The organism is Microbacterium sp. C7(2022), assembly GCF_028823665.1.
Lineage (GTDB): Bacteria > Actinomycetota > Actinomycetes > Actinomycetales > Microbacteriaceae > Microbacterium.
Genome location: NZ_JAPEHV010000004.1, coordinates 293,763 through 315,749, shown reverse-complemented (window position 1 = coordinate 315,749; position 21,987 = coordinate 293,763). Strand labels below are relative to the sequence as shown.

General features: G+C 69.0%; 20 protein-coding genes and 1 riboswitch. Of the genes, 9 read left to right on the top strand and 11 right to left on the bottom strand.

The window, feature by feature from the left end; translation table 11 throughout:
• Positions 1 to 95: 95 nt before the first annotated feature.
• Positions 96 to 533 (top strand): alternative ribosome rescue aminoacyl-tRNA hydrolase ArfB, encoded by a 438-nt coding sequence (gene arfB / locus ON062_RS07865; RefSeq protein ID WP_274646572.1) that lies wholly within the window; start codon positions 96 to 98, stop codon positions 531 to 533.
• A 202-nt stretch (positions 534 to 735) separates the two neighbouring features.
• Here arfB and ON062_RS07860 read toward each other — a convergent pair whose 3' ends face one another.
• A complete protein-coding gene (locus tag ON062_RS07860; RefSeq protein ID WP_274646571.1) occupies positions 736 to 1,728 on the bottom strand; it encodes a hypothetical protein in 993 nt (330 codons plus the stop codon).
• A gap of 64 nt (positions 1,729 to 1,792) precedes the next feature.
• Here ON062_RS07860 and ON062_RS07855 point away from each other — a divergent pair, with 64 nt between their 5' ends.
• Positions 1,793 to 2,179: an MmcQ/YjbR family DNA-binding protein gene (locus ON062_RS07855; protein ID WP_274646570.1), complete on the top strand. Its 387-nt coding sequence runs from the start codon at positions 1,793 to 1,795 to the stop codon at positions 2,177 to 2,179.
• Between the two features lie 248 nt (positions 2,180 to 2,427).
• On the opposite strand, the gene ON062_RS07850 is transcribed toward ON062_RS07855, so the two are convergent.
• The 5 genes from ON062_RS07850 to ON062_RS07830 form a co-directional block, all read right to left on the bottom strand.
• Positions 2,428 to 3,891 (bottom strand): HNH endonuclease signature motif containing protein, encoded by a 1,464-nt coding sequence (locus ON062_RS07850; protein ID WP_274646569.1) that lies wholly within the window; start codon positions 3,889 to 3,891, stop codon positions 2,428 to 2,430.
• A gap of 181 nt (positions 3,892 to 4,072) precedes the next feature.
• The gene (locus tag ON062_RS07845; RefSeq protein WP_274646568.1) at positions 4,073 to 4,300 is read right to left on the bottom strand and encodes an RNA-binding S4 domain-containing protein; all 228 of its coding nucleotides are present in this window, start codon (positions 4,298 to 4,300) and stop codon (positions 4,073 to 4,075) included.
• Between the two features lie 93 nt (positions 4,301 to 4,393).
• Positions 4,394 to 5,182 (bottom strand): energy-coupling factor transporter transmembrane protein EcfT, encoded by a 789-nt coding sequence (locus ON062_RS07840; protein WP_274646567.1) that lies wholly within the window; start codon positions 5,180 to 5,182, stop codon positions 4,394 to 4,396.
• Complete coding sequence (locus ON062_RS07835) at positions 5,179 to 6,645, bottom strand: ABC transporter ATP-binding protein (RefSeq protein ID WP_274646566.1); 1,467 nt, start codon at positions 6,643 to 6,645, stop codon at positions 5,179 to 5,181. Before ON062_RS07835 ends, ON062_RS07840 begins: the two co-directional genes overlap by 4 nt.
• A gap of 57 nt (positions 6,646 to 6,702) precedes the next feature.
• Positions 6,703 to 7,359 (bottom strand): ECF transporter S component, encoded by a 657-nt coding sequence (locus ON062_RS07830; RefSeq protein WP_274646565.1) that lies wholly within the window; start codon positions 7,357 to 7,359, stop codon positions 6,703 to 6,705.
• Positions 7,351 to 7,460, bottom strand: a riboswitch (TPP riboswitch). Its footprint overlaps the gene before it by 9 nt.
• Before the next feature lie 38 nt (positions 7,461 to 7,498).
• Between ON062_RS07830 and ON062_RS07825 the strand changes: the two genes are divergently transcribed.
• Positions 7,499 to 9,124: a D-alanyl-D-alanine carboxypeptidase family protein gene (locus tag ON062_RS07825; RefSeq protein ID WP_274646564.1), complete on the top strand. Its 1,626-nt coding sequence runs from the start codon at positions 7,499 to 7,501 to the stop codon at positions 9,122 to 9,124.
• 352 nt (positions 9,125 to 9,476) lie between these two features.
• On the opposite strand, the gene ON062_RS07820 is transcribed toward ON062_RS07825, so the two are convergent.
• Both ON062_RS07820 and ON062_RS07815 read right to left on the bottom strand, forming a co-directional pair.
• Positions 9,477 to 10,406 (bottom strand): DnaJ domain-containing protein, encoded by a 930-nt coding sequence (locus ON062_RS07820; RefSeq protein WP_274646563.1) that lies wholly within the window; start codon positions 10,404 to 10,406, stop codon positions 9,477 to 9,479.
• A 1-nt stretch (position 10,407) separates the two neighbouring features.
• Entirely contained in the window at positions 10,408 to 11,469 is a 1,062-nt protein-coding gene (locus ON062_RS07815; protein ID WP_274646562.1) for an enoyl-CoA hydratase/isomerase family protein, read from the bottom strand.
• Positions 11,470 to 11,574: 105 nt separating this feature from the next.
• Here ON062_RS07815 and ON062_RS07810 point away from each other — a divergent pair, with 105 nt between their 5' ends.
• Together ON062_RS07810 and ON062_RS07805 are read left to right on the top strand one after the other, a co-directional pair.
• Positions 11,575 to 13,047: an ABC transporter ATP-binding protein gene (locus tag ON062_RS07810; protein WP_274646561.1), complete on the top strand. Its 1,473-nt coding sequence runs from the start codon at positions 11,575 to 11,577 to the stop codon at positions 13,045 to 13,047.
• Complete coding sequence (locus tag ON062_RS07805) at positions 13,044 to 13,859, top strand: ABC transporter permease subunit (RefSeq protein WP_274646560.1); 816 nt, start codon at positions 13,044 to 13,046, stop codon at positions 13,857 to 13,859. Before ON062_RS07810 ends, ON062_RS07805 begins: the two co-directional genes overlap by 4 nt.
• Positions 13,860 to 13,862: 3 nt before the next feature.
• On the opposite strand, the gene ON062_RS07800 is transcribed toward ON062_RS07805, so the two are convergent.
• From ON062_RS07800 to ON062_RS07790, 3 genes are read right to left on the bottom strand one after another with little or no spacing between them, the layout of a single operon-like run.
• Positions 13,863 to 14,663, bottom strand: a complete 801-nt coding sequence (locus ON062_RS07800) for a DUF1206 domain-containing protein (RefSeq protein ID WP_274646559.1) — start codon at positions 14,661 to 14,663, stop codon at positions 13,863 to 13,865.
• A gap of 28 nt (positions 14,664 to 14,691) precedes the next feature.
• Complete coding sequence (locus tag ON062_RS07795; RefSeq protein WP_274646558.1) at positions 14,692 to 15,372, bottom strand: phosphatase PAP2 family protein; 681 nt, start codon at positions 15,370 to 15,372, stop codon at positions 14,692 to 14,694.
• A 10-nt stretch (positions 15,373 to 15,382) separates the two neighbouring features.
• Positions 15,383 to 15,835: a hypothetical protein gene (locus ON062_RS07790; protein ID WP_274646557.1), complete on the bottom strand. Its 453-nt coding sequence runs from the start codon at positions 15,833 to 15,835 to the stop codon at positions 15,383 to 15,385.
• A 104-nt stretch (positions 15,836 to 15,939) separates the two neighbouring features.
• On the opposite strand from ON062_RS07790, the gene cofG reads away from it, so the two are divergent.
• The 4 genes from cofG to cofC are packed head-to-tail and all read left to right on the top strand — an operon-like array spanning position 15,940 to position 21,843.
• The gene (cofG, locus tag ON062_RS07785; protein WP_274646556.1) at positions 15,940 to 18,471 is read left to right on the top strand and encodes a 7,8-didemethyl-8-hydroxy-5-deazariboflavin synthase CofG; all 2,532 of its coding nucleotides are present in this window, start codon (positions 15,940 to 15,942) and stop codon (positions 18,469 to 18,471) included.
• Positions 18,468 to 19,985, top strand: a complete 1,518-nt coding sequence (locus tag ON062_RS07780) for an NAD(P)/FAD-dependent oxidoreductase (RefSeq protein WP_274646555.1) — start codon at positions 18,468 to 18,470, stop codon at positions 19,983 to 19,985. Before cofG ends, ON062_RS07780 begins: the two co-directional genes overlap by 4 nt.
• A complete protein-coding gene (gene fgd, locus ON062_RS07775) occupies positions 19,982 to 21,001 on the top strand; it encodes a glucose-6-phosphate dehydrogenase (coenzyme-F420) (RefSeq protein WP_274646554.1) in 1,020 nt (339 codons plus the stop codon). Before ON062_RS07780 ends, fgd begins: the two co-directional genes overlap by 4 nt.
• Positions 20,998 to 21,843, top strand: coding sequence for a 2-phospho-L-lactate guanylyltransferase (cofC, locus tag ON062_RS07770; RefSeq protein WP_274646553.1), 846 nt, complete (start codon positions 20,998 to 21,000; stop codon positions 21,841 to 21,843). Before fgd ends, cofC begins: the two co-directional genes overlap by 4 nt.
• Positions 21,844 to 21,987 lie beyond the last annotated feature (144 nt).

Genomic DNA, 21,987 nt, shown 5'->3' with positions numbered 1-21,987 from the left:
GCCCGTACGTGAGCCGCGTGCGCCGCGACTGCATCCCACTCTACGTGGCACTGCGTCTCACGGCGAGCGAGTTCCGTCCGGGGGAAGATAGGTCCATGCCCGCCGCACACCGTCCCGGGCTCCAGATCACTCCGGGAGTCCTCATTCCCGAAGCGGAGCTGTCGTGGCGCTTCTCTCGCTCGTCGGGCCCGGGCGGGCAAGGAGTGAACACGAGCGACTCCCGCGTCGAACTCAGCTGGGACGTCGCGCGCTCTGCCACGCTTTCGCCCCCGCAGCGCGAGCGGCTGCGGGCGTTTCTGGGCGACCGGCTCATCGACGGCGTGTTGACGGTCGCGGCATCCGAGCACCGTGCGCAGTTACAGAACCGGGATGCCGCGCGGGCGAGGCTCGCTGCGCTCATCGCCGCCGGGCTGCGCCCACCACCGACCGCTCGACGTGCGACCAAGCCCACGCGCGGCTCGAAGGAGCGTCGTGTGACGGCGAAAAAGCAGCGCGGCGACGTGAAGCGGCTACGCCAACGCCCACACGACTGACCGGGACGGCCCCTCGCCTCGGTGTCGCGCCTCGCCCTGCCCCGCGGCACCCCGCTCGTCGCCCTCCCCCGCGGCACCCCGCTCGCCAATGAGCACGAAACCTGCGAGCGAGCATCCGTTTTCTGTCCGATTCGCAGGTTTCATGCTCACTCGTCGCGGTCCGAGGCGCGAGCGGCGACGGTGCGCGCGCAAACGGCGCGCGTCACTCGCTGTCGTAGAAGACTCCGACGCGGTCGCCGTCCATGATGAACTGCAGTGCTCCGCCATCGGGGAACTCATCGGTCAGCTCTCGCGGCATGCTCACGTCGATCGGTAACTGGATGATCGCCGGAAAGCTGCCGACGCTGCATCCCGAGTAGGCCATGCCGTTGATCGACCAGTTGTTCGCTTCGGCGTCGTCCTCTGGCAGGTCATCCGTCGCGATCGCGGTGAAGCAGCGCGTGCCATCGACACCGAATCCACCTATGGACTCGAACAGGGTAAGGCCGTAGTACTGATAGATGTTCGAGCTCGCGCCCATGCCGAACCACCCGTCGGGAATCACGACATCCGTGACCGGCTCGAGCGTGGCGATTTGCGGGGCACCGCTCGATGTCTGAACCGGCGCCATCGCGTTGATGCCCCACGTTGCCGCGGCCGTCAGAATCACCGCCCCAACGACCGAGAGCGCCCACCACACCTTGATGCGGAGGGGAAGCTTTCGTCCTCGCGTCCGCCTGCCCGCCCCCTCGGCGGCCGGCGCGGCGGGCGTCACGGGTTGCGCCGCAGCCCCTGGGTCGACCTGCCTATCGGCGGCCTCGGGGAACATGGCAATCAAGTCCGCGTTCGTCGGGCCCGCCGCGGGCGTCGGTGCCGCAGGCGATGTCGTCGGGGCGGATGCTGCGCGATCGGATGCCACGGGAGGCAACACGCGCGCGCTGGGCCCAGCAGAGCCAGAGGGGGCGGATGCCGCGCCCGCCCCCGCGACACTGACACCCGAGCCGTTGACAGCCGAGCCGTTGACAGCCGAGCCGTTGACACCCGAGTCGTTGCCAGCCGGGCCGTTCGCTGACGCTCCGTTGGTTAGGGCCGCGCCGTGCACTGCCTCGAGTTCGCGCAAGCGTCGAAGCGCCGCCGGATCCCGGTCGATGTCGGCGTCTGGGCCATAGGCACGCGCCCGCAGCTCGCGCAGTTCATCCTGGGTCGCGGTGTCCATCGCGAGCATCTTCTCACGCGGAGACACCCGATCCGGTGTCCGCACCGAGTCGTAGGCTGTGGCCGTGGCCACTCTTGACGATGTGCGACGCGTTGCATCCGCTCTTCCCGGCAGCGAGGAGCGCGCGATGACGGGCGGGGCTGCGTGGTTCGTGCGACGAAAGCTGTACGCGTGGCAATGCCATCCCTGGCCGAGCATCCCTGCCGAGGCGCGTGAAATCCTCGCGGCTGAGCTCGTCGTCGGCGTGAAGGTCGCCGATGAGTTCGACGCGCTCGCGCTGATCGACATGGCGCCGGATGTGTTTCTTCGCACGACGTCGTGGGGCGAGCCCAAGGTCGCGTTCCGCATGGCCCGCATCGACGGTGACCACCTGGCCGAGCTGGTCACCGAGGCATGGCGTGTGCAGGCACCGAAGTACCTGCGCCGCGAATTCGACGGAGACGACGCATGACCGCGCGCCGGCAGTCGACACGGCCGAACCCGCGCGCTTGCCCTACGTGCGGCGATCCCCTGAGGTTCGAAGTCCTCGACGACGAACGCTTCCTTGTCGCGTGGTCATGCCTGACGTGTGGCCTCATCCGCACAACGGAACCTGTCTGATCCGCACGCCGATCCAATCTGACCCGGACCCCCGCGGCCAACGCGTCCCGGCACTCATCCCCACACCCCTACCGTTGCGCCCGCCGGGCGGGCGCCTCGCTACGGCGGCGCAGCCCCGAGGGTGTCCCGCAGTCGCGTGGGTGAGGTGGTGACCGTTCGCCACCGCTGGTCCGGGTCGTACCAGCGCGGTGCGCGGATCTCGGGGATGCCGCGGTTCATCCGGATCGCCCACCCGGCCTGCTGGTGGTAGCGGTGATGGAACCAGCAGATCAACACACCGTTGTCGGTGTGGGTCGCACCGCCCTGCGCGTGTTCGTGCACGTGATGGATCTCGCACCACGCTGGCGGGACGCCGCATCCGGGAATCACACACCCGCCGTCGCGAAGCGCGATCGCCCGACGCTGGTGCTTGTTGAACACGCGCTCCGCGGTCCCGATCCGCAGAATGCGCCCTTCGGGGCCAAGCAATACGCGTTGCACGATTCCGGCGCAACCGACCGCGTGTGCGGCGCGCATCGGAAGGGGCGCACCGGCGTCGCTGTGCGCCGTGCCATGACCCTCGACGAGGTCTTCCTCCCGCACGTGAACGATGAGCGTCGGCGCAGCGCCTCCGATCGTGGGGAGTGAACCGGATGCCGCGGCCGCCATCAGCGCGGTCGCAAACGCGTCGTGACGCTTCTGAGCCGTCGTGCGGTCATCAAGCGGACCGACCGCATCTTCGTACGGATCATCACCGGGGTCTGCATCGCTCGGCACGAAGCGCACCCCGCCGGTGTCGTGCTGCGTGCGCGGCGAGCCGGTGGCATCTGTAACGCGCACGAGCATCGCCGCGACTTCACTCAGCAGCCCGCCACGGACGGGGACGATCCCGTCGACCTCGGCGCCCAGCGTGATGCCGCGCCGCTGGGCCGCTTTGGTGTCTTTCGGCTCGGTTCCATCCGGGTCGAGCACGCTCGCCCACACCGTTGCATGGATTCCCAGCAGATCCGCGCAGGCCGAAACCGGCCCTTCGGCGCCCTCGCCTCGCGCCGCGGCGGCAAGCGCAGCGTCCGCCTGGAGCAGCGGCCCATGGTCGACACGGCGTGCGAGATCGGCGAGCGGCTTGGCCGCAGCCAGCAGTCCGTCGACACCCACATGACCGGTGATCATCGCTTCCCGTAGCTGGGGCAGCACCGCGGGCAGCAGTTCACCCGACACCATCGACGTTTCGCGATGGATCGCCTTACCCGCCCGGCGCCACCGGGCCACCGTCGCCGGAGCGGCGAGCGTGGCGCGCTGAGTGAGTTCGCTGACGTCGTGGCACCCGTGCTGAATCGTCATCCGCTCAGACACCTCAGGACTGCTCGAACGCACCGCGACCTGGTCGACCGCGGCGATGAGAGCGCCTTCGGTATGACGGAGAATCTGTCCTGACGTGGTGAGTACCCGCACTAGGTCCTCGTTCGAGCAGGCGACCAGCGCGGGGTCACACTTCAGCTCGTGCATGACCCGACCCACCTCGGCCGCGAGCAATTCGAGCTGATCGATCAGCTCAGTTCTCTCGGTGCCCGGCTGCGGATTCATACCCCTATTCTGCTCAGGGCCTCAGACATTGGCGCAGCCAGGAATACCCGATCAGGGGAGTTTTCCACAGATCGGGTGATGTCATCCTGACACGGGCGATTGGGGAGGAGGGTCTGTTGCGAAGTTGCTTCGCGGCCGCTGCGCGAACGCGCCAAGCACTACCCCAGGAAGGCCACCTGCGCTACGCGACCACGCGCACGCGGCGGCCGTCGAAGGCCACCACATCGCCGACCTGCAACTGCCGCCCGCGGCGGCGATCGACCTCGCCATTAACGGTGACGTAGCCGTCGATGATGGCTTCTTTCACGTCTCCGCCCGAGTCGAGGACGCCGGCGAACTTCAGGAATTGTCCCAAGCGGATGCTGTCGCCACCGATCGAAACGTCGGTGACCGGGCCGGGGTTCGTCATGCCGAAATGCTAACTGACGACCGACCGGCGGCCTCACGACGAAACCGGCGGCCTCACGACGAAACCGGCGGCCTCACGCCAAACCGACGAATTTCACTCCGGCCCGAGGATGAAGTTCCACGCCCCGGTGGCGACGGCTGCGGCCACCGCGACAACGGCGATCGCGAGCCCCACAGCCATCAGCGCCCACTCGCGGCCGGCGAACACCGAGGTTCGTGCCCACGTGCGCGGCTGATCCGAGCCGAACCCGCGCGCCTCCATCGCCGTGGCGAGCTTCGCTCCGCGCCGGATCGACAGCACGAGCAACGCAAACGCCATCCCGAAGAACCGGCGCAGTCTCCCCCGGTCAGCCACACCACGTGCGCGGCGCGCCAGTTCGAGCGAGCGCCAGTCGTCGAGGAACAGCCCGACCATGCGCAGTCCGGCGAGCGCGCCCAACACGAAACGCGCCGGCAGCTTCAGAATCTGCGCGAGCCCGTCGGCGAGGTCGGTCGGGTCGACGCTGGCAAACAGCACGACCGACGGCAGCGCGATCGCGAGCACGCGAAGCGTCGTGGCGAGCGCGAGGTACAGCGATCCATCGCTGATGACGATCGCCCACCACTGCACGTAGATCTCGCCGCTGGTGCGCCCGTAGAGCGCGATCGTGAGTCCGGTGAGCGGCGCGAGCACCCACACCAGCCACGTGCGGCGCCAGAACTCGCGCCACGACAGCCCCGCGAACGGCATCAGCAACAGCTCGAGCACGAGCGCGACGGTCGCCGAAACCACGTCCAGCGTCAGCACGAGCGGCACGGTGATGAGCATCGCGGCGCCGAGCTTCGCGACGGGATTGATGCGCCCCATCGCGCTCGTGCGCGCGGTGGCGTCAAGGAGAGTCATGCGGGTGCCGCCTGTCCAACCAAGGCGAAGCGCGTGGCATCCAATGCCCTGACCACATCTTCGTCGTGCGTGATCGCCACGATCGCTGACCCTTCGTCCCGCAGGCGCGCCAGCAGTGCCATGAGCTCAGCCCACGTGCGCGCGTCCTGCCCGAAAGTTGGTTCGTCGAGCACGAGCACGCGCGGCCGCGTGACGAGACTGGCCGCGACAGTCAGCCGCCGCTTCTCGCCGCCCGACAACGTGTACGGGTTCGCACGCGCCAAACGCTCGAGCCGCAGTCGCTCGAGCACGTCATCCACGCGCGCCTGGATCTCCGGGTCCGGCAGCCCCAGCGCACGCGGCCCGACCTCGAGTTCGGCGCGCACCGTCTTCTCCAGCAGTTGATGTTCGGGATGCTGAAAGACCGTGCCGATGCGCGTCAGCAGCTGCTTCGACGTCCACCGGATCGGCGAGGGCGCGGCATCCGCCCTCAACTCCGCAGAGGCTTCGAGCGCCCCCGAATGCGGCGGCAGCAACCCGGCGAGCGTGAGCCCGAGCGTCGACTTGCCGGCACCGTTCGGGCCTGTGATCGCCAGCGCTGCGCCCGCGCGCACGTCGAGGAAGATTCCGGATGCCACGGCGTGGCCCTTCACCCGCGACACCGCCAGATCGTGCGCCGACAGCAGCGCCTCGCCCGGCGCGCGAGCCGGAGGCGGTGGCGCCACAGCACCGTGCCCCGGCACCCACACACCGGCGGCGGCGAGTTCGGCGCCGCGACCGTGCAAGACTTCGCCGGGCGTGCCGTCGGCGATCACTCCCGATTCACCGAGCACAATCACACGCGTCACGAGCGGCAGCCAGACATCGAGACGATGCTCGACCACGACCAGTGTCGCCTCGGTGCGTTCGAGCATCGCGGCAACCGCTCGCTGCACTTCAGCCACACCCTGCGGGTCGAGATTGGCGGTCGGCTCATCGAGCAGCACGAGCCCCGGGCGCATAGCCAGCACACCGGCGAGCGCGAGGCGTTGCTTCTGCCCGCCCGACAGCGCCGAGGTCGGCCGGTCGAGGGACACATCGAGCGCGACGGCGTCGAGCGCGGCATCCACCCGTTGCCAGATCTCGCCGCGCGGCACACCGAGGTTCTCGCATCCGAACGCGACGTCGTCGCCGACCCGCGCAAGGATCACCTGCGAGTCGGGATCCTGCAGCACCAGGCCGGCGCGACCGCGCGCGGCCGCCGTGGGCACATCGTCGATCAGCAATTCGCCGGTAGCTTCACCCTCTTCGTCGCCACCGAGGACTCCCGCTAGGCCGTGCAGGAGCGTCGACTTGCCTGCGCCGGACGCACCCAAGAGCAGGACGCGCTCCCCTGGTGCGATGCTGAACGAGACGTCTCGCAGGGCCCAGGCCGCGCGGCTCGCGTGCCGCCACCCCCAGCCGCGCGCGTGCACGGCGGCCGGGGCGACGCGCAGATCGTTCATCGGATCGGATCGTTCATCGGACCGATCCGCCGCGTCGTGGCATCCACCCGCACCGGCTCAGACGAGCTGGCGGGATTCGCGACCCGACGCGAAGCGGTCGAGCGCTCCGGTGGCGGCGAGACCGCGCGCGAGCACCCACGACAGGGCGCCGGCGATTACGGCGCCCGAGATCATCGTGCTGATGAGATACGTGACCACGAACGTGATGTCGGCGCCGGCGTACCACAGCAGCAGGTTGTTGATCCCGCCGGCGAGGGCCGCGCCGATACCGGCGAGAATCGCGACCGGCAGCGACCAGCGGCGGTAGAAGAACGCGAGGAAGATGAGCTCAGCACCCAGACCCTGCACGAACCCCGCCTCGAGGGTGAGGAATGCACCCCACGTGTTGCCGACGAGCGTGAGCGCCGAGACGGCGGCGGCGAGCAGCTCGGTGTAGAGCGCAGCGCCGGGCTTGCGAATGATGAGCGCGCCCAGCACCCCGGCGAACAGCCACGGGCCATCGAGCAGGCCCTGCAGGCCCGGCAGCGTCGACTCGAGCACAGCCCCGGGGCCGCGGTAGGCGACGTTCCATGCCAGGAAGATCAAACCGGATGCCACGCCGATGACGCTGGCGACGACGATATCGACGACGCGCCAGCGCAGAACGCGCGGCTGTGCTCCGCGGCCGGTGGCCGACGTGGATGCGGACGTGGACGTAGACGTAGACGTGTGCATTTCTCTCCTCCCTGCGCCGGCATGATCCGGATCAGGTTCGACGGTCGAAGCGCGATTCGCTCCCTCTCAGCCCGGCTCGCCGGACTCCCGTGGTTGTGTCGATGAGTATACGCCTGCATGGGCACGGTATCTTGACGGGGTGACTTTGGATGACGCGCCGTCGCCCACGCGGCGATCTCGGCGCGCCGCGGAGTACGAGAACCTGTCGTTCGAGCCCGACGACACACTGGCGAATCCGGTGTTCGCGGATGCCGAGACCGGCGATTCCCACGACGCCAGCGCGACCGACATCGACGTTGATCGCACAGTGGAAGCTGACGCCGATGTCTCGGTGGATGCCGCCGCCAACGACTCGCTAGATGCCGCCGCCGAGACCGCCGTCATCGCGGCGGACGATGCCGATTCCGAGGCCGACACACCCCGCCTCGACACGCTCGCCCTGACGTGGGTCACCGAAGAAACCATCGCGCAGCGCCGCCCCGCGGGCGACCTGGGCACCGTGACATCGGGATACCTACCCGCGGGTGCCGATCTGCTCGCCGATGCTCCGCGCCGCTCGATCTGGCGCGCGAGCGTGCTCACGCCCATCATCATCGCGGTGGTCCTCTTCGGCGGCTACGCCGCGACCACGCTCCTGTGGCCCCTCCACGCGGTGGCACCGACGATCGTCGCGCAGGACGTGGCATCCGCCCCCGCAGCAGCGGCCGTCCCCGCATGGCCCGACGAGGGAAGCGCCTCTGTCGCGGTCGCCGGGATCTCGGATGTTCTCGAGAGCAGCACCTCCGAGACATCGATCGCGAGCATCACCAAGGTCGTCACCGCGCTCATCGTGCTCGACGAAATGCCCCTCGACGTCGGCGAGCAAGGCCCGAGCTACTCGTTCACCTACAACGACATGCTGTCGTACTGGCAGTACCGGGCGCGCGGCGAGTCTGCCCTCGATGTGCCGGTGGGTGGCAGCCTGACGCAGTACCAGATGCTCCAGGGCATGCTGATCGGCTCGGCCAACAACTACGCCGACCGCCTCGCGAGCAATCTTTTCCCCAGTGACCAGGTGTTCGCCGATGCTGCCAACGCGTGGCTCGATCTGCACGGCGTGCCCGGAATCACTGTCGTCGAACCGACCGGCATCGACGCGGGCAACGTCGCCTCACCCGATGCCCTGATCGCCCTCGCGAAGAAGGCCCTCGCCGACCCGGTGATCGCCGAGATCGTCGCCACCGCCGAGGTCGAATTGCCCGGGGCCGGGCTCGTCGAGAACACGAACACACTTCTGGAAGACGAGGGCGTGCTCGGCATCAAGACCGGCACCCTGGCGGGCTGGAACCTGCTGTCAGCGAAGCAGGTCACCGTCGCCGGCACCCCCGTCACGATCTACGCCTCGGTGCTCGACCAGGTCGACGACGAGGCCCGCACCGAGGCATCCCGCGCGATCTACGACCAGGTCGAGAGCGAACTGCAGCCGGTGCCGTCGGTCACGGCGGGCACCGTAGCGGGCCAGGTCGAGACGCTGTGGGCCGAGCCGGTGAACATCGTGACCGCGGGTGATGCGTCGGTGATCCTGTGGAACGGCGACTCCGGCGACGTGACGGTGAACTACTCGCTCGGTGACGCGTCGATGGCAGGCGACGCCGTGGGGACCCTGGCCGTCGCGGGCCCGCTGGACTCGACGACGGTCGACCTACAGTTGGCCGACGACATCGAACAACCCTCGGCATGGTGGCGCATCACGCACCCGCTCGAACTGTTCGGCCTGACCAGCTGACGCCCGCGCGCACAACGTCCGCCCCCGCGCCCCGCGGGCCGGACTCTCCCACCCCGGGTCGCACCCTCCCACCCCGGGTCGTACCCTCCCACCCCGGGTCGCACTCTCCCACCCCGGTTCGTATGGCGCACTTTGCGGTGTTTAGAGCGTCCGCCCGGCGTGTCGTGACAAATGAACCGGGGCGAGCGCGGTTCGGGCAGGCCCACCCCGGTTCAGGTGGCGCACTTTGCGGTCTACAGAGCGTCCGCCCGGCGTGTCGTGACAAATGAACCCGGCGTGGTTGCCGCGCGCACGCGGGTCGGGCGTGACCGGGGTGGTCGCCAAGCGCCGGGGTGGGCGCCAAGCGCCCCGCTCAGCTGAACCGCACCGTTTGCTGTAGCCGAGTACGCACGTCGAAGACCTCGTTGCCACCCATCGATCGCGCACCGGTGATGCCGCGCCGCAGCACCGCCGACAGCGAAGAGCGCCCGACGACGGCGATCGGCGTGCCACGCACCTTGCCGATCTCGTCGATCATCTCCATGACGTCATCGTCGGGAAGGACCACGATCGCGCCGCTGAACTTCACACGCGCGGCGCGGGCGACCACGCGCAGGCGCGCGACAAGGTCGCCGATCGGCGCACCAGACACCGTGTCACCGATGATCTCCCCGCGACGCACGCGCACCGGACCCCCGAAATCCTCGGACAGCACGGCGTAGAGACCGCTCGGACCCAACACGATGTGATCGACCTTGACGTCGGGACGGGCATCCCTCCCCGAAGCATCGACGTCGTGCCACACGGTGTAGCCCATCCCGAGGTCTGCGACGATGCGCGCTGTCTCTTCCTCGGCGAGCGCGTCGGCGAGCAGTCGGCGGATGTGGTGCGGCGCCGAGCGCACCAGCGCGGGATCGTAGGGATCGTCGAGCGACACTCCGCGGCCGACCCACTCGCGCATGAGCGTCAGGTAGCGCTCGCGCCGCCAGCCACCGGGCTGACCGAACGAACGCGCGCGCGGCCGCGTGTCACGTGTCTGACGCGGCTGGGGCTTCCAGCCCGACCATTCGGGTGCCGCCTGCGCGCCGAAGCCGTGACCGCGATCGTATGACGCGCGCGCGTCGGGGGTGCCGACGAGCTCCCACGCCCGCTGAACCTGCACGAACAGGGCCGCGTCGCCGCCGGTGTCGGGGTGAGTCTGCCGCAACCGCAGGCGGTACGCCTTGCGCAGGGCCTCCTCGTCGGCGGTGGGGTCGACCTGCAACACCTCGTACGCCGAGGCCGACAGTGGGCTGTCGAACACGTCAGCCCCAGAGCGCCGTCACGGGGCGGTACGCGAATGCCTGCTCGGCGATGTCAGCGGGCACATCAGACAGCGCAGCGGGGTTCCACCGCGGCATCCGGTCTTTGTCGATCACTTGAGCACGAATCCCCTCGACCAGATCGGGCTGAGTGGCCGCGAACCAGAGCACGAGTCCGTACTCCTGCTCGAGCACGCCGCGCAGCCCGGTGAGCGTGCGCGCGCGACGCACCGCCGCGAGTGTCACGGTGAGAGCGGTGGGCGAGAGCTGCTCGAGGACGTCAGCAGTGTCGGATGCCGCGTCCTCGCCGATCTCGCGAAGTCTCGCGATGATGTCAGCCACCGTGTCTCGCGAGAACGCGTCGTCGATCCACTCGCGCGCGGCCTCGAGGCGCGATGGCGGCGGAGTCTCGTCGAACAGCAGCGAGAGTTCGGCCGGGTTGGCGGGGTCGGCTCGCGTCTCGAACGCGTCGTACAGAGCGGCGAGGTGGTCGGCCGGCACGAACCTGTCAGCGAACCCGGCGTAGATCGCGTCGGAGTAGTCCATGACCCCGCTCGTGAGTGCCAGGTACTCGCCGATGCGGCCGGGCGCCTTCGCGAGCAACCACGATCCGCCAACGTCGGGGGTGAACCCGATGCGGGTTTCGGGCATCGCGAGCTGCGAGCGCTCGGTCACGATGCGCAGCGACGCGTGCCCGGCGACGCCGATGCCGCCGCCCATGGTCACGCCATCAGCGAAGGTGATGATGGGCTTGGGGTATTCGGCAATCCGGGCATTCAGCGCGTATTCGGCGCGAAAGAACTCGACCGCGCCCTCGAGCGCACCCCCGCGCACCTGTTCGGAGAGCCCCCGCACATCGCCGCCGGCGCACATGCCGCGCTCGCCCGCGCCATCGATCACGACGATGTCGATGTCGGTGTCGTGCTCCCACGCGTCGAGCACGCGCAGCATTTCGGTGACCATCTCGAGGTTGAGTGCATTGATGGCCCGCGGACGGTTCAGGGTGAGGTGCCCGACACCGGCCCGCGATCGCGACAGGATGGTGGGCTCGATTCCAGCGTTCACCTGCGCCACACTACCGGCGACGACACGGGCCAACGGTTTTCCGGACAGAACGCGAACTTTCCGCAAAGATATGGGGAAGCACTCACAACGAGGAGAGGGTTCGGCATGCCCGACGGACAACTGCTCGAATTCTCGGGTCTCACCAAGCGCTTCGGCGGCATCACCGCTGTGTCCTCGCTCACCGCACGCGTCGAGCCGGGGCTCGTGACCGGGTTCCTCGGTCCGAACGGTGCGGGCAAGACGACGAGCCTGCGTATTCTGCTCGGCCTCGTACGCGCGAGCGCCGGGAGCGCGACGATCGGCGGGCGCGAGTACCGCTCGCTGCGGCATCCGCTGCAATCGGTAGGCGCCGTCCTCGAAGCGTCGAGCTTTCACCCGGGCCGCTCGGGTGCGAATCATCTCGCGGTCTACGCCCGCGCCGCGGGCCTGCCGAAGACGCGCGTGAACGAGGTACTCGACCTCGTCGGATTGTCGGATGCCGCTGGCCGAAACGTCGGCGGATACTCCCTCGGCATGCGCCAACGTCTGGGCCTGGCAACCGCACTGCTCGGCGATCCGGGCGTCTTGGTGCTCGACGAACCGACCAACGGTCTCGACCCCGAAGGAATCCGCTGGATTCGCGGCTTTCTGCAACAGCTCGCACGCGAAGGGCGCACGGTTCTCGTGTCGTCGCACTTGCTCGCCGAGGTGCAGCAGACCGTGGACGCGTTGCTCATCATTTCGCACGGCCGCCTGGTGTTCCAGGGCGGAATCGAGGAGTTGTCAGACGACAGTGAGCACGCGACCGTTGTCGACTCTCCCGACCGGGCCGCGCTGAGCGCGGCGCTTGGCGCGGCGGGTGCCGAGTACCAACTGCTGCGCAGCGGGCTGACTGTGTCGCAGCTCACACCGACCGAGGTCGGCGCGATCGCCGCCAGCGCTGGCGTCGCTTTGTCGTCGCTGCACCGGCGCGGCCCCGCACTCGAAGAGGTCTTCCTCGACCTCGTCAACGGTACGCGCACTCACCCGAGCGCCGACGGCGCGGTGCCGGATGCCGCGGTCATGGCGGCGGCGGAGCTCGCACCGTTGACCGAAGAGGCGCTTGCAGCGTCAACCGCGGATGAGTCAGCGCCGTCCGACGAAAAGGGGCTCGCAGCAGCAGCGCGGTCGGACGATGAAGCGGCCGCGCCGCCTGAAGCCGCCACCACCGACGAGGCCGCGCCCGACGACGGGGCCGCGCCGGAAGACGCCGCACCCGAAGAGGCTCCCGCGCCGCTGGAGGAGGACGCCGTCGAGGAACTCGCGCCGGAAGAAACCGCGCCCGCGCATACGGCATCCTTTGCCGTGGCATCCACCGGGGTCATCGACATCGTCGCGAGTGAGCAAAATGCGACGGACGTCGAGTTCGACGGCACCCCGAACGAACTCGACGACGATGACGACCTGCTGAACGAGTACGTGCGCACCGAGGCCGACGACGAGGCCGACCGATTCTTCGCGTCGTTCGACGCGGGCACGGAAGGCGCGGCGGAGGAAACCCCACCCGACGAGTCGGACGGCGACCGACAAGACGCTGACGCAGAAGGAGCCGACCGATGAGCCTCCTCACCGCCACGCGCTCCGAGACGACCAAGCAGTTCACCACCTCGATGTGGTGGATCCTCGCGCTGGTGCTCGTCGTGTACGTCGCCTCGACGGCCGGCGCCCTGGGCTTCGTCATCGCTCAGGCTGGCGCGGGCGGGCTCTCCCCCGACGCCCCGGCGTTCCCCGAAGACGCCATACCAGCCTTGCTGTACAGCACGGCGACATCGGTCGGGTACGTGTTCCCGCTGCTCATCGGCACGCTGATGGTGACGACGGAGTTCCGCCACAAGACGCTGACGCCGACCTTTCTCGCGGTGCCGCGTCGAGGTACCGTCCTGGCGGCGAAGATCGCGACGGGCATCCTCATCGGGGCACTGTACGGCGCCGTTGGAATCGTGGCCGCCGTCGCTCCCTCGGCCGGAATCCTCGCGGCCTTCGACATCGACACGGCCCTGGGCACGTCGGACACCTGGGCGCTGCTCGGCCGCATGATGCTCGCGTTCGTCCTGTGGGTATTCATCGGAATCGGCGTCGGCACGCTCGTCCGCAACCAGGTGGGCGCGATCGTCGGCGTGCTCGTGTTCACCCAGTTCGTCGAGCCGATCGTGCGCACGGCGGCAGCCTTCGCCGAAGACATCGAACCATTCACCCGATACTTGCCCGGTGCCGCCAGCGACACGCTCGTCGGTGCGAGCGTGCTGAACGTCGCGATGCCCGCCTCCTCAGACGCGCTCGAGTGGTGGGCAGGTGGCCTGGTGCTCCTCGGCTATGCGGTGGTGTTCCTGGTTCTGGGCGCGCTGTTTAGTTGGCGCCGAGACGTGAGCTGAGCCTCACATCTTGGCGTAACGAGCACGCCCGAAGCAGAAGAGTCCGTAGACCACCAGCCCCGCACCCACGATCCACAGGATGAGGGGACCGAAGGGCAAGCCCGCAAGAGTGTGCAGCGCGGCATCCAATCCCCCTGCCTGATCGGGATCGTGCGTCACAGCAGCGACGATGAACAGGATGCCGGCGACACCGACGGCGATCCCCTTGGCGATGTAGCCGACCATGCCGAAGGTGACGATGCCCTTGCGCGCCACCCCGGCCGGGAGGGCGAGGTTCTTCTCGAACGCCTTGGTCGCGCCGCGCACGATGAAGGCCGCACCGACCGCCGCGACTCCGAGGCCGACGAGAACCAGCAAGAACACCCCGCCCGGGGCGGCGAGAATCTGCGCACTCAGAGACGTCGACGACTCCGACGAGTCGGACTGCCCGCCGAGGGCGTACACCAGCGCGGTGAAGGCGATAGCGAAGTAGGCGATCGCCGTGCCGATGTACTTGATGCGATACCCCCACTTCTTCTTGCTGTCGGAGTTGCGCTCCAACACCGCTTCGGCGATCTGCCAGATAGCGAGGGCCAAGAGGCCGACAGCGATGATCCACAGCAGGACATAACCGAACGGGTTCTGCCGCAACTGTTCCATCGCTCCGCCTTGGTCGGCTTCACCGCCGCCACCGGTCGCGATCGAAATGGCGATCGCACCGATCACGAGGTGGACGATGCCGAGAACCACGTAGCCGATGCGCGCAAGCACGCGAAACACGGTCGAATCCTGCGCCTGGGATGCGGCGTTCTTGGGGGTTGCCATCGTCGAAGATTAGCGCCCGCGCACGGCATCACACAGGGGCTTGACGCGGCGGCTCGGTTTCGTCAAGAGGCGCGCGATGACGTAGAGCGCGTCGCTCGCGGATCACCTCGCTGGCACACCACACGAGCGTCGCCACCGCGATGCCCTCGCACATGCCGGCAACGACGTCGCTGAGCCAGTGCGCGTGCAGGTATGTGCGGCTCCACATCATCCAGACGACCCACACCACCCCGCAGGCCCAGACGTAGCCGCGGCGCAGCAGCAGACCGAGCATCACCGCGAACGTCGTCGCCACCGCCGTATGCCCCGACGGAAAAGAAGTTGCCATGCTTTCGGCGAGGGAATCCTCGGGCCGGTTGCGTGCGAGTACCGCCGCCATCGGCGCGCCGAGCGCGACCACGACGACAATCGAGACCGCGAGGGTCGCGGCATCCGCTCGCTTTCTGCGCCACCAGAACACGCCGACGACGAGCACGCCGATCACGATCATTCCCAGCGTGCCGCCCACGATCCCCGGGATCCACGCGAGAACAAGGAGCATGGCGTTGTCGCCCTCGCCGACCAGGTCGTCCCACCAGACGTCCATCGGTAACGGGTCATATCCGTTCGAGGCGACGACGAAGCGGAGCACGACGAACAGTGCCATCGCTGAGATACCGACCACGAGGGCGGTCGGGCGCCGAGGATCGGCAGCAGTGGTGTGTCTCACAAGTACCGAATCAAACGGCCGGGGCGGCCTTCTGCGACGAACGCGCCCGTGTTGGCCGAGTGATAGGCCCGGTGGCCAGCGCAGTGACGTCAGCGGGTGCCTCATCGGTCGCGACGTTCACGCGCAATGCCTGCACCAGTTCCAAGCCGTGGCGAGTGGTCAGCACGACACGCTCGAACTCATCGTGCGTCTCGAGATCGATGACGACACCCGCACGATGACGGCGCACGATGACGAAATCCGCGCCTGCGGCGGACTGCCACGTTCCCATGGCCACCACTGCGCGCAGATGCGTTCCCGGACTCGCGACGCCGCGCAGCCACGTCCATGCATCATCGACGAGCTGCACCTTCGTGATCGCCGATCGTTCGATCACGACGTTGGTCTTGCGAAACGCCAGGGCCCGCTCGGTCACCGACAGCACGACTTCGAGCCGTGTCGAGTCGAGCAACATCGTGACCATGGCCCTAGTCTGCCAGCCGCGGCATCCGGAATTGCGGCAATTTGCTTTCAGGAACGCAACGATCGTGCGAAGCCGGCACCGACAAGCGGTGCAAGACTGGTTCGGTGACCCTGCTCGAACCATCGCAGGCGCAACGCACGTCGTTCGCCGCCGCCATCGAGCGCGCTCAGGCCATCGCGCGCACACGGGCCAGCGAGTCACTCGGCATCGACGACGTCGAGGCCTTGCTGGGTGCCACCGCGAACGATCTCGACACGTTGCTCGACCTCGCCGGCGCGTTGCGCGATGCAGGTCTGCGCGCCGCCGGACGCCCCGGGATCATCACTTACTCGCGCAAGGTCTTCGTCCCCCTCACGACACTCTGCCGCGATCGCTGCCACTACTGCATCTTCGTCGACACCCCCGGGCAGCTTCTCAAGAAGAACAAGCCCGCGTTCATGTCAGAGGCGCAGGTGCTCGCGGTGGTGCGGCAGGGCCAGGCGATGGGCTGCAAAGAAGTGTTGCTCACGCTCGGTGACCGCCCGGAAGACCGGTGGTCCGAGGCACGCGCGTGGCTCGATGACCATGGCTACGCGTCGACGCTCGACTACGTGGCCCACATCGCGCGCCTCGTCACCGCCGAGACGGGAATGCTCGCGCACCTGAATCCCGGTGTGATGACAGCACAAGAATTGCGGATGCTGCGCCCCACAGCCCCGTCGATGGGCATGATGCTCGAAACTACGTCACGCCGCCTCTACGAGGAGCCTGGGCAGGTGCACTACGGCTCGCCGGATAAGGACCCCGCGGTGCGGCTCGGGGTGATCGAAGATGCGGGGGCGGAGCGCATTCCGTTCACGACCGGGATCTTGGTGGGCATCGGAGAGTCGCTCCGCGACCGTGCGGAGTCGCTCATCGCACTGCGCGACGCCCACGCCCGGCACGGGCATGTACAAGAGGTGATCGTGCAGAACTTCCGCGCGAAACCGCGAACGGCCATGCAGGGTGCGCCCGATGCCGAGCTGATCGAGTACATCGCAGCTGTCGCCGTCGCGCGACTGGTGATGGGGTCGAGCATGCGCATCCAGGTGCCACCGAACCTGTCGGATGTCACGGAGTTCGACCTGCTCGTACGCGCCGGCGCCGACGACTGGGGTGGCGTTTCGCCGCTCACCGCAGACCACGTCAACCCCGAGCGGCCGTGGCCGCACCTCGACGACCTCGCTGCGCGCACCGCCGAACTCGGGTTCACGCTGCGCGAGCGGCTGACTGCCCACCCCGAGTTCGTCGGCGACCCCGATACGTGGCTCGATCCGGCGATGCGCGCGCCGGTGGCGGCGTTGGCTGACGCCGAGACCGGACTGGCGGCCGAGCCCGGTGCCACCTCCGCCGCTTCCGACGCCGCCGCCGGTGCCACCTCCGCCGCTTCCGACGCCGCCTCCGCCGCCGCCCCCGCCGCCACTGTGCCTAACTCCGGAGATCTCGCCGATTCGGGCACCGAAACGGCCACCGACACTCGCAACCCGCCGCATCACAGGAGTTCGGCACCGAGCACGCCGGGCCTACCCGAGCGCCCCGCACCAAGCACATCGGCCGACCGCGCGCGCCCGGCACGGGGCCTCGCCGAGCGAGCAGCGACCGATCCGCGCAGCCTCGACGACGCCGAGTGGAGGCAGCTGCTCATGGCAACCGGCGCGGCGCTCGACGAGTTGACGCGAACCGCCGACGACGTCCGGCGGTACACCGTGGGCGAGGCGGTGACGCTCGTGGTCAACCGCAATCTGACCTCGTCCGGTCTGCGAGAGGCGCCGTCGACCGACCCGACGCACTTCACGCTCGACGACGCCGCCGCGATCGCGCGTGACGCCGTCGATCTGGGTGCCACCGAAATCTGCGTGCAAGGGCTGCTACCCGCAGGCGTCGATCCGCAGCGCTACCTCGACCTGGTGCGCACGCTGCGTGCCGCAGCGCCTGGAATCCACCTGCACGCGTACCGCCCGCAAGACGTGTGGGATCTCGCCGACCGCGGCGGCCTCGGCCTTGGCGGCGCCCTCACCGCCATGCGGGATGCGGGCGTTGACACCGTCCCCGGCACCGGCGTGAAAGTGCTGAGCGAGCGGGTGCGCAGCCTCGTCGCGCCGACCGATGTCGAGATCGACCGATGGGTCGAGGGCATCACCGCCGCGCACCGCGAGGGGTTCCGCTCGACCAGCGTCCTCTTCTACGGTCATGTCGAAACCGCCGAGGAGCGCATCGCCCACCTGCAGAAGCTGCGCGCGATCCAAGACGACACGCGTGGATTCACGGAGTTCGTGCCGATCCCACTACCCGGCCCTGTCGGCGGTGTGCCCCTCGTCGCTGACCGCACAGCCCTCGACGAGCACCGAGCCACGGCGGCAGTCTCGCGCTTGATGCTGTCGGGCAGCATCCCGCACATCCAGATCCCCTGGACACGCGTGGGCCGCGACACCGCGGCCCAGCTCCTGCGCGCCGGCGGCGACGACCTGGGCGGCGCACTGCTCGACGGTCGCGTCAAGCCTGAAGCCGGCATCGAGCACGGTCGCGAGCTGCCGCTGGATGACGCGCGCACCATCGCATCGCGCATGTTCCGGCCGTTCCGTCAGCGCACGACCGATTACCGGCAGGTGCGCTCGTGACGGCTGAGGCAACGGCCAAGGCCGCGACGACCCGGCACCACGAGGTCGCGATCATCGGCGCCGGATTCGCCGGGATCGGCATGGCGATCGCCCTCCGCCGCGCGGGCATCGACGACTTCGTCATGCTCGAGCGCGCCGACGACCTCGGCGGCACATGGCGCGACAACACTTACCCGGGCGTCGCGTGCGACGTACCCGCCCATCTCTACGGGTTCGCGAGCCACCCCAATCCGACGTGGTCGGGCCTATACGCCCGCGGTGACGAAATCCACGCGTATCTCGAACACGTCGCGCGCCGCGAAGGGCTGCACGATCGCCTCCTCTTACGAACGGCGATGTTGCACGCGCAGTGGGATGCCACAACCTCGCGCTGGCGCATCCGCACGGCATCCGGCGCACTCACAGCGCGTTCCCTCGTGCTGGCATGCGGGCGGCTCACCGAGCCGGAGATCCCCGACATCGATGACCTCGAGACCTTCCCCGGTCCGATCTTCCACTCCTCACGCTGGGACCACAGCGTGGATCTCACCGGCCTGCGAGTGGCGGTGGTCGGCACCGGCGCGAGCGCCGTCCAGCTGGTCCCGGAGCTTGCCCGCACCGCCGGGCACGTCACGCTCTTCCAGCGCACTCCTCCCTGGATCATGCCCCGCGGAGCACACCCCTACTCCGCCGAAGAGCGTGAGCGGTTCGCCACTCGGCCCGGCGAGCTGGCACGCTTGCGCGCCGGCCTGTACGCCGAGGGCGAGGCACGCTTCGCGTCGAGGTCGGGCGATGTCACCGCCGCGGCGGAAGCCACCGCCATTGCCCGCGCGCACCTCGCCGCGCAGGTGGATGACCCGAGCCTGCGGGCGCAGCTGACACCGCAGTACGCATTCGGCTGCAAGCGCGTGCTGCTGTCGGACGAGTTCTACCCCGCCGTGGCGTCGCCCGCCGTGACCCTCGAACCTTCTGCACTGGCATCCGTTCGTGATGATGTCCTCGTCTCACAGACCGGCGCTGAGCACCCTGCGGACGCACTCGTGCTCGCCACCGGGTTCGCCACGACGCAGCAGCCGTACGCAGAGCTCGTCACCGGGGAGGAGGGCACGACGCTCGCCGAGCACTGGTCGGGTGGGATGACGTCGTTCGGCTCGACCGTGGTGGCAGGATTCCCGAACATGTTCGTGCTCGACGGGCCGAACGCCGCGCTCGGGCACTCGTCGTCGGTGCTCATGATCGAGGAGCAAGCGGCCTATGCGGTGCGCGGCCTCGTGCGCGCGCGGCGCGAAGTGGTACGCGTCGACCCGGTGGCCGAGGCGGCGTACACCGACGAGATTGCGGCGGCAGCGGCATCCACCCCCTGGATGACCGGCGGATGCCGCAACTGGTACGTGGACGAGAGGTCCGGCCGTCTGACGCTGCTGTGGCCGGGGACCGTCGACGCGTTTCGGGCACGATTGGCTCGGGCCGACGGCTCGGAGTTTCTCACCGTGGATGAGCACGCCGAAGCGCGTGCCGAGAAGGGATCATCATGACCGTTCCCCTGCGTTTCGGGTACAAGGCATCGGCCGAGCAGTTCGGGCCGACCGAACTCGTCGATTTCGCCGTGCTGGCCGAGGAGATGGGCTTCGACTCGGTGTTCTTGTCGGACCACTTCCAGCCGTGGATGCACGACGGCGGGCATGCTCCGGCCGCGTTGCCATGGCTCGGTGCCGTGGGCGCACGCACCTCGCGCGTGCTGCTGGGCACCTCGGTGCTCACACCGACGTTCCGGTATCACCCTGCCGTCATCGCGCAGGCGTTCGCGACGCTCGGGGTCATGTACCCGGGGCGCGTGATCCTGGGCGTCGGCACCGGAGAGGCGCTCAACGAGGTCACGCTCGGACTGGAATGGCCCGAGCCGCCCGAGCGCTTCCAGCGCCTCAAAGAAGCGATCACGCTGATCGAGAAGCTGTGGGCGGACGAGCGCGTCACCTTCGACGGCACCTACTATTCGGTGAAGGATGCCACGGTTTATGACCGACCGGATGCCGCGAACAAGGTGCCCATCTACATCGGCGCCGCCGGCCCCGCCGCGACACGCCTCGCCGGGCGCATCGCCGATGGATTCATCACCACGAGCGGCAAGGACCCCTCGCTGTACGCCGACACGCTGCTCCCGGCGCTGCACGACGGGCTCGGCAAGGCGGGTCGTGACGCCGACGACATTGACACCCTGATGGAAGTGAAGGTGTCGTACCACCCGGATCACGACACCGCGCTGGAGAAGACCCGCTTCTGGGCGCCGCTGGCGCTGTCGCCCGAAGAGAAGATGGGCGTGCACGATCCGATCGAGATGCAGCGGCGCGCGGCCGAGCTGCCGATCGAACGCGCCGCATCGCGGTTCATCGTCTCGACCGACCCCGACGAGCACGTCGAGCAGATCGCGAAGTACGTCGATCTCGGATTCCGGCACCTGGTGTTCCACGACCCCGGGCACGACCAGGAGGAGTTCCTCCGCATGTACGGCGCCGAGATCCTCCCGCGCCTGCGCGCGCGGTTCGGGGAGTGAGCGCGGTTCCCGGGGCGGATGCGGGCGACGCGGGCTCAGGCAACGAGGCCGCGGGCCGTGGCCCGGGCGACGCGGCTGCGGGCGCAGGCACAGGCGCAGGCGCGGGCGCCGGTGGCGCGGACGCGGGCGCGGACGCGGGCGCAGGCGCAGGCGCAGGCGCAGGTGGCGCGGGCGCGGGCGCGGGCGCGGGCGCGGGCGACCCAAGCGAGGTCCTCGGCTGGGCACTTGTCATTCCAGTGAAGGCTCCCACCCGCGGAAAGTCGCGCCTGGATGTGCCCGGAGTCGACCGAGTGTCGCTGGCTCGCGCGATCGCCCTCGACACGATCGCGGCGGCGGCTGCCTGCGACCAGGTCGAACGTGTGATCGTCGTGACGGATGACCCCCAACTCCCCCTGCACGCGTTCGACATTCCGGGGTTGGGGTTCGTCGATGAGTCGGATGCCGGTGGCCTCAACGAGGCGATCACCCTCGGCGTCGCCACCGCGAGACGCGCCGAGGGTGCGCGCCGGTGTGCGGTGCTGCTCGCAGACGTGCCCGCGTTGCGGCCGGCCGATCTCTCCGTGGCGCTTCGGGCCGCGGCATCCGTCGATCGCGGCGTCGTCGCAGACGCGGACGGCACGGGTTCGACCCTCGTGACGGCGGGTCGAGGCATCGAGTGGCGATCCGCGTTCGGTGACGACTCGTTCGCGCGGCACGTGTCAAGCGGGTGCACGCCCCTGGCCGTTCCGGCCGAGTCGACGCTGCGGCGCGATGTCGACACCGCTGAGCACCTCACCGACGCTGCGCGCCTGGGGCTCGGCCCTCGCACGGCGCGCATCTTCGCCTCGGCATCGCCCACCTAACCCCGCGCTGCCCCTCGCGCCTGGAGCTACCTGCCCTCGCGCCTGGAGCTACCTGCCCCCGCGCCCGGAGCTACCTGCCCCCGGTGCCGCCAGCCCCCAGTGGACCACCCCGGCGTTGCTGGCCGGGTTCATCTGTCACAACAC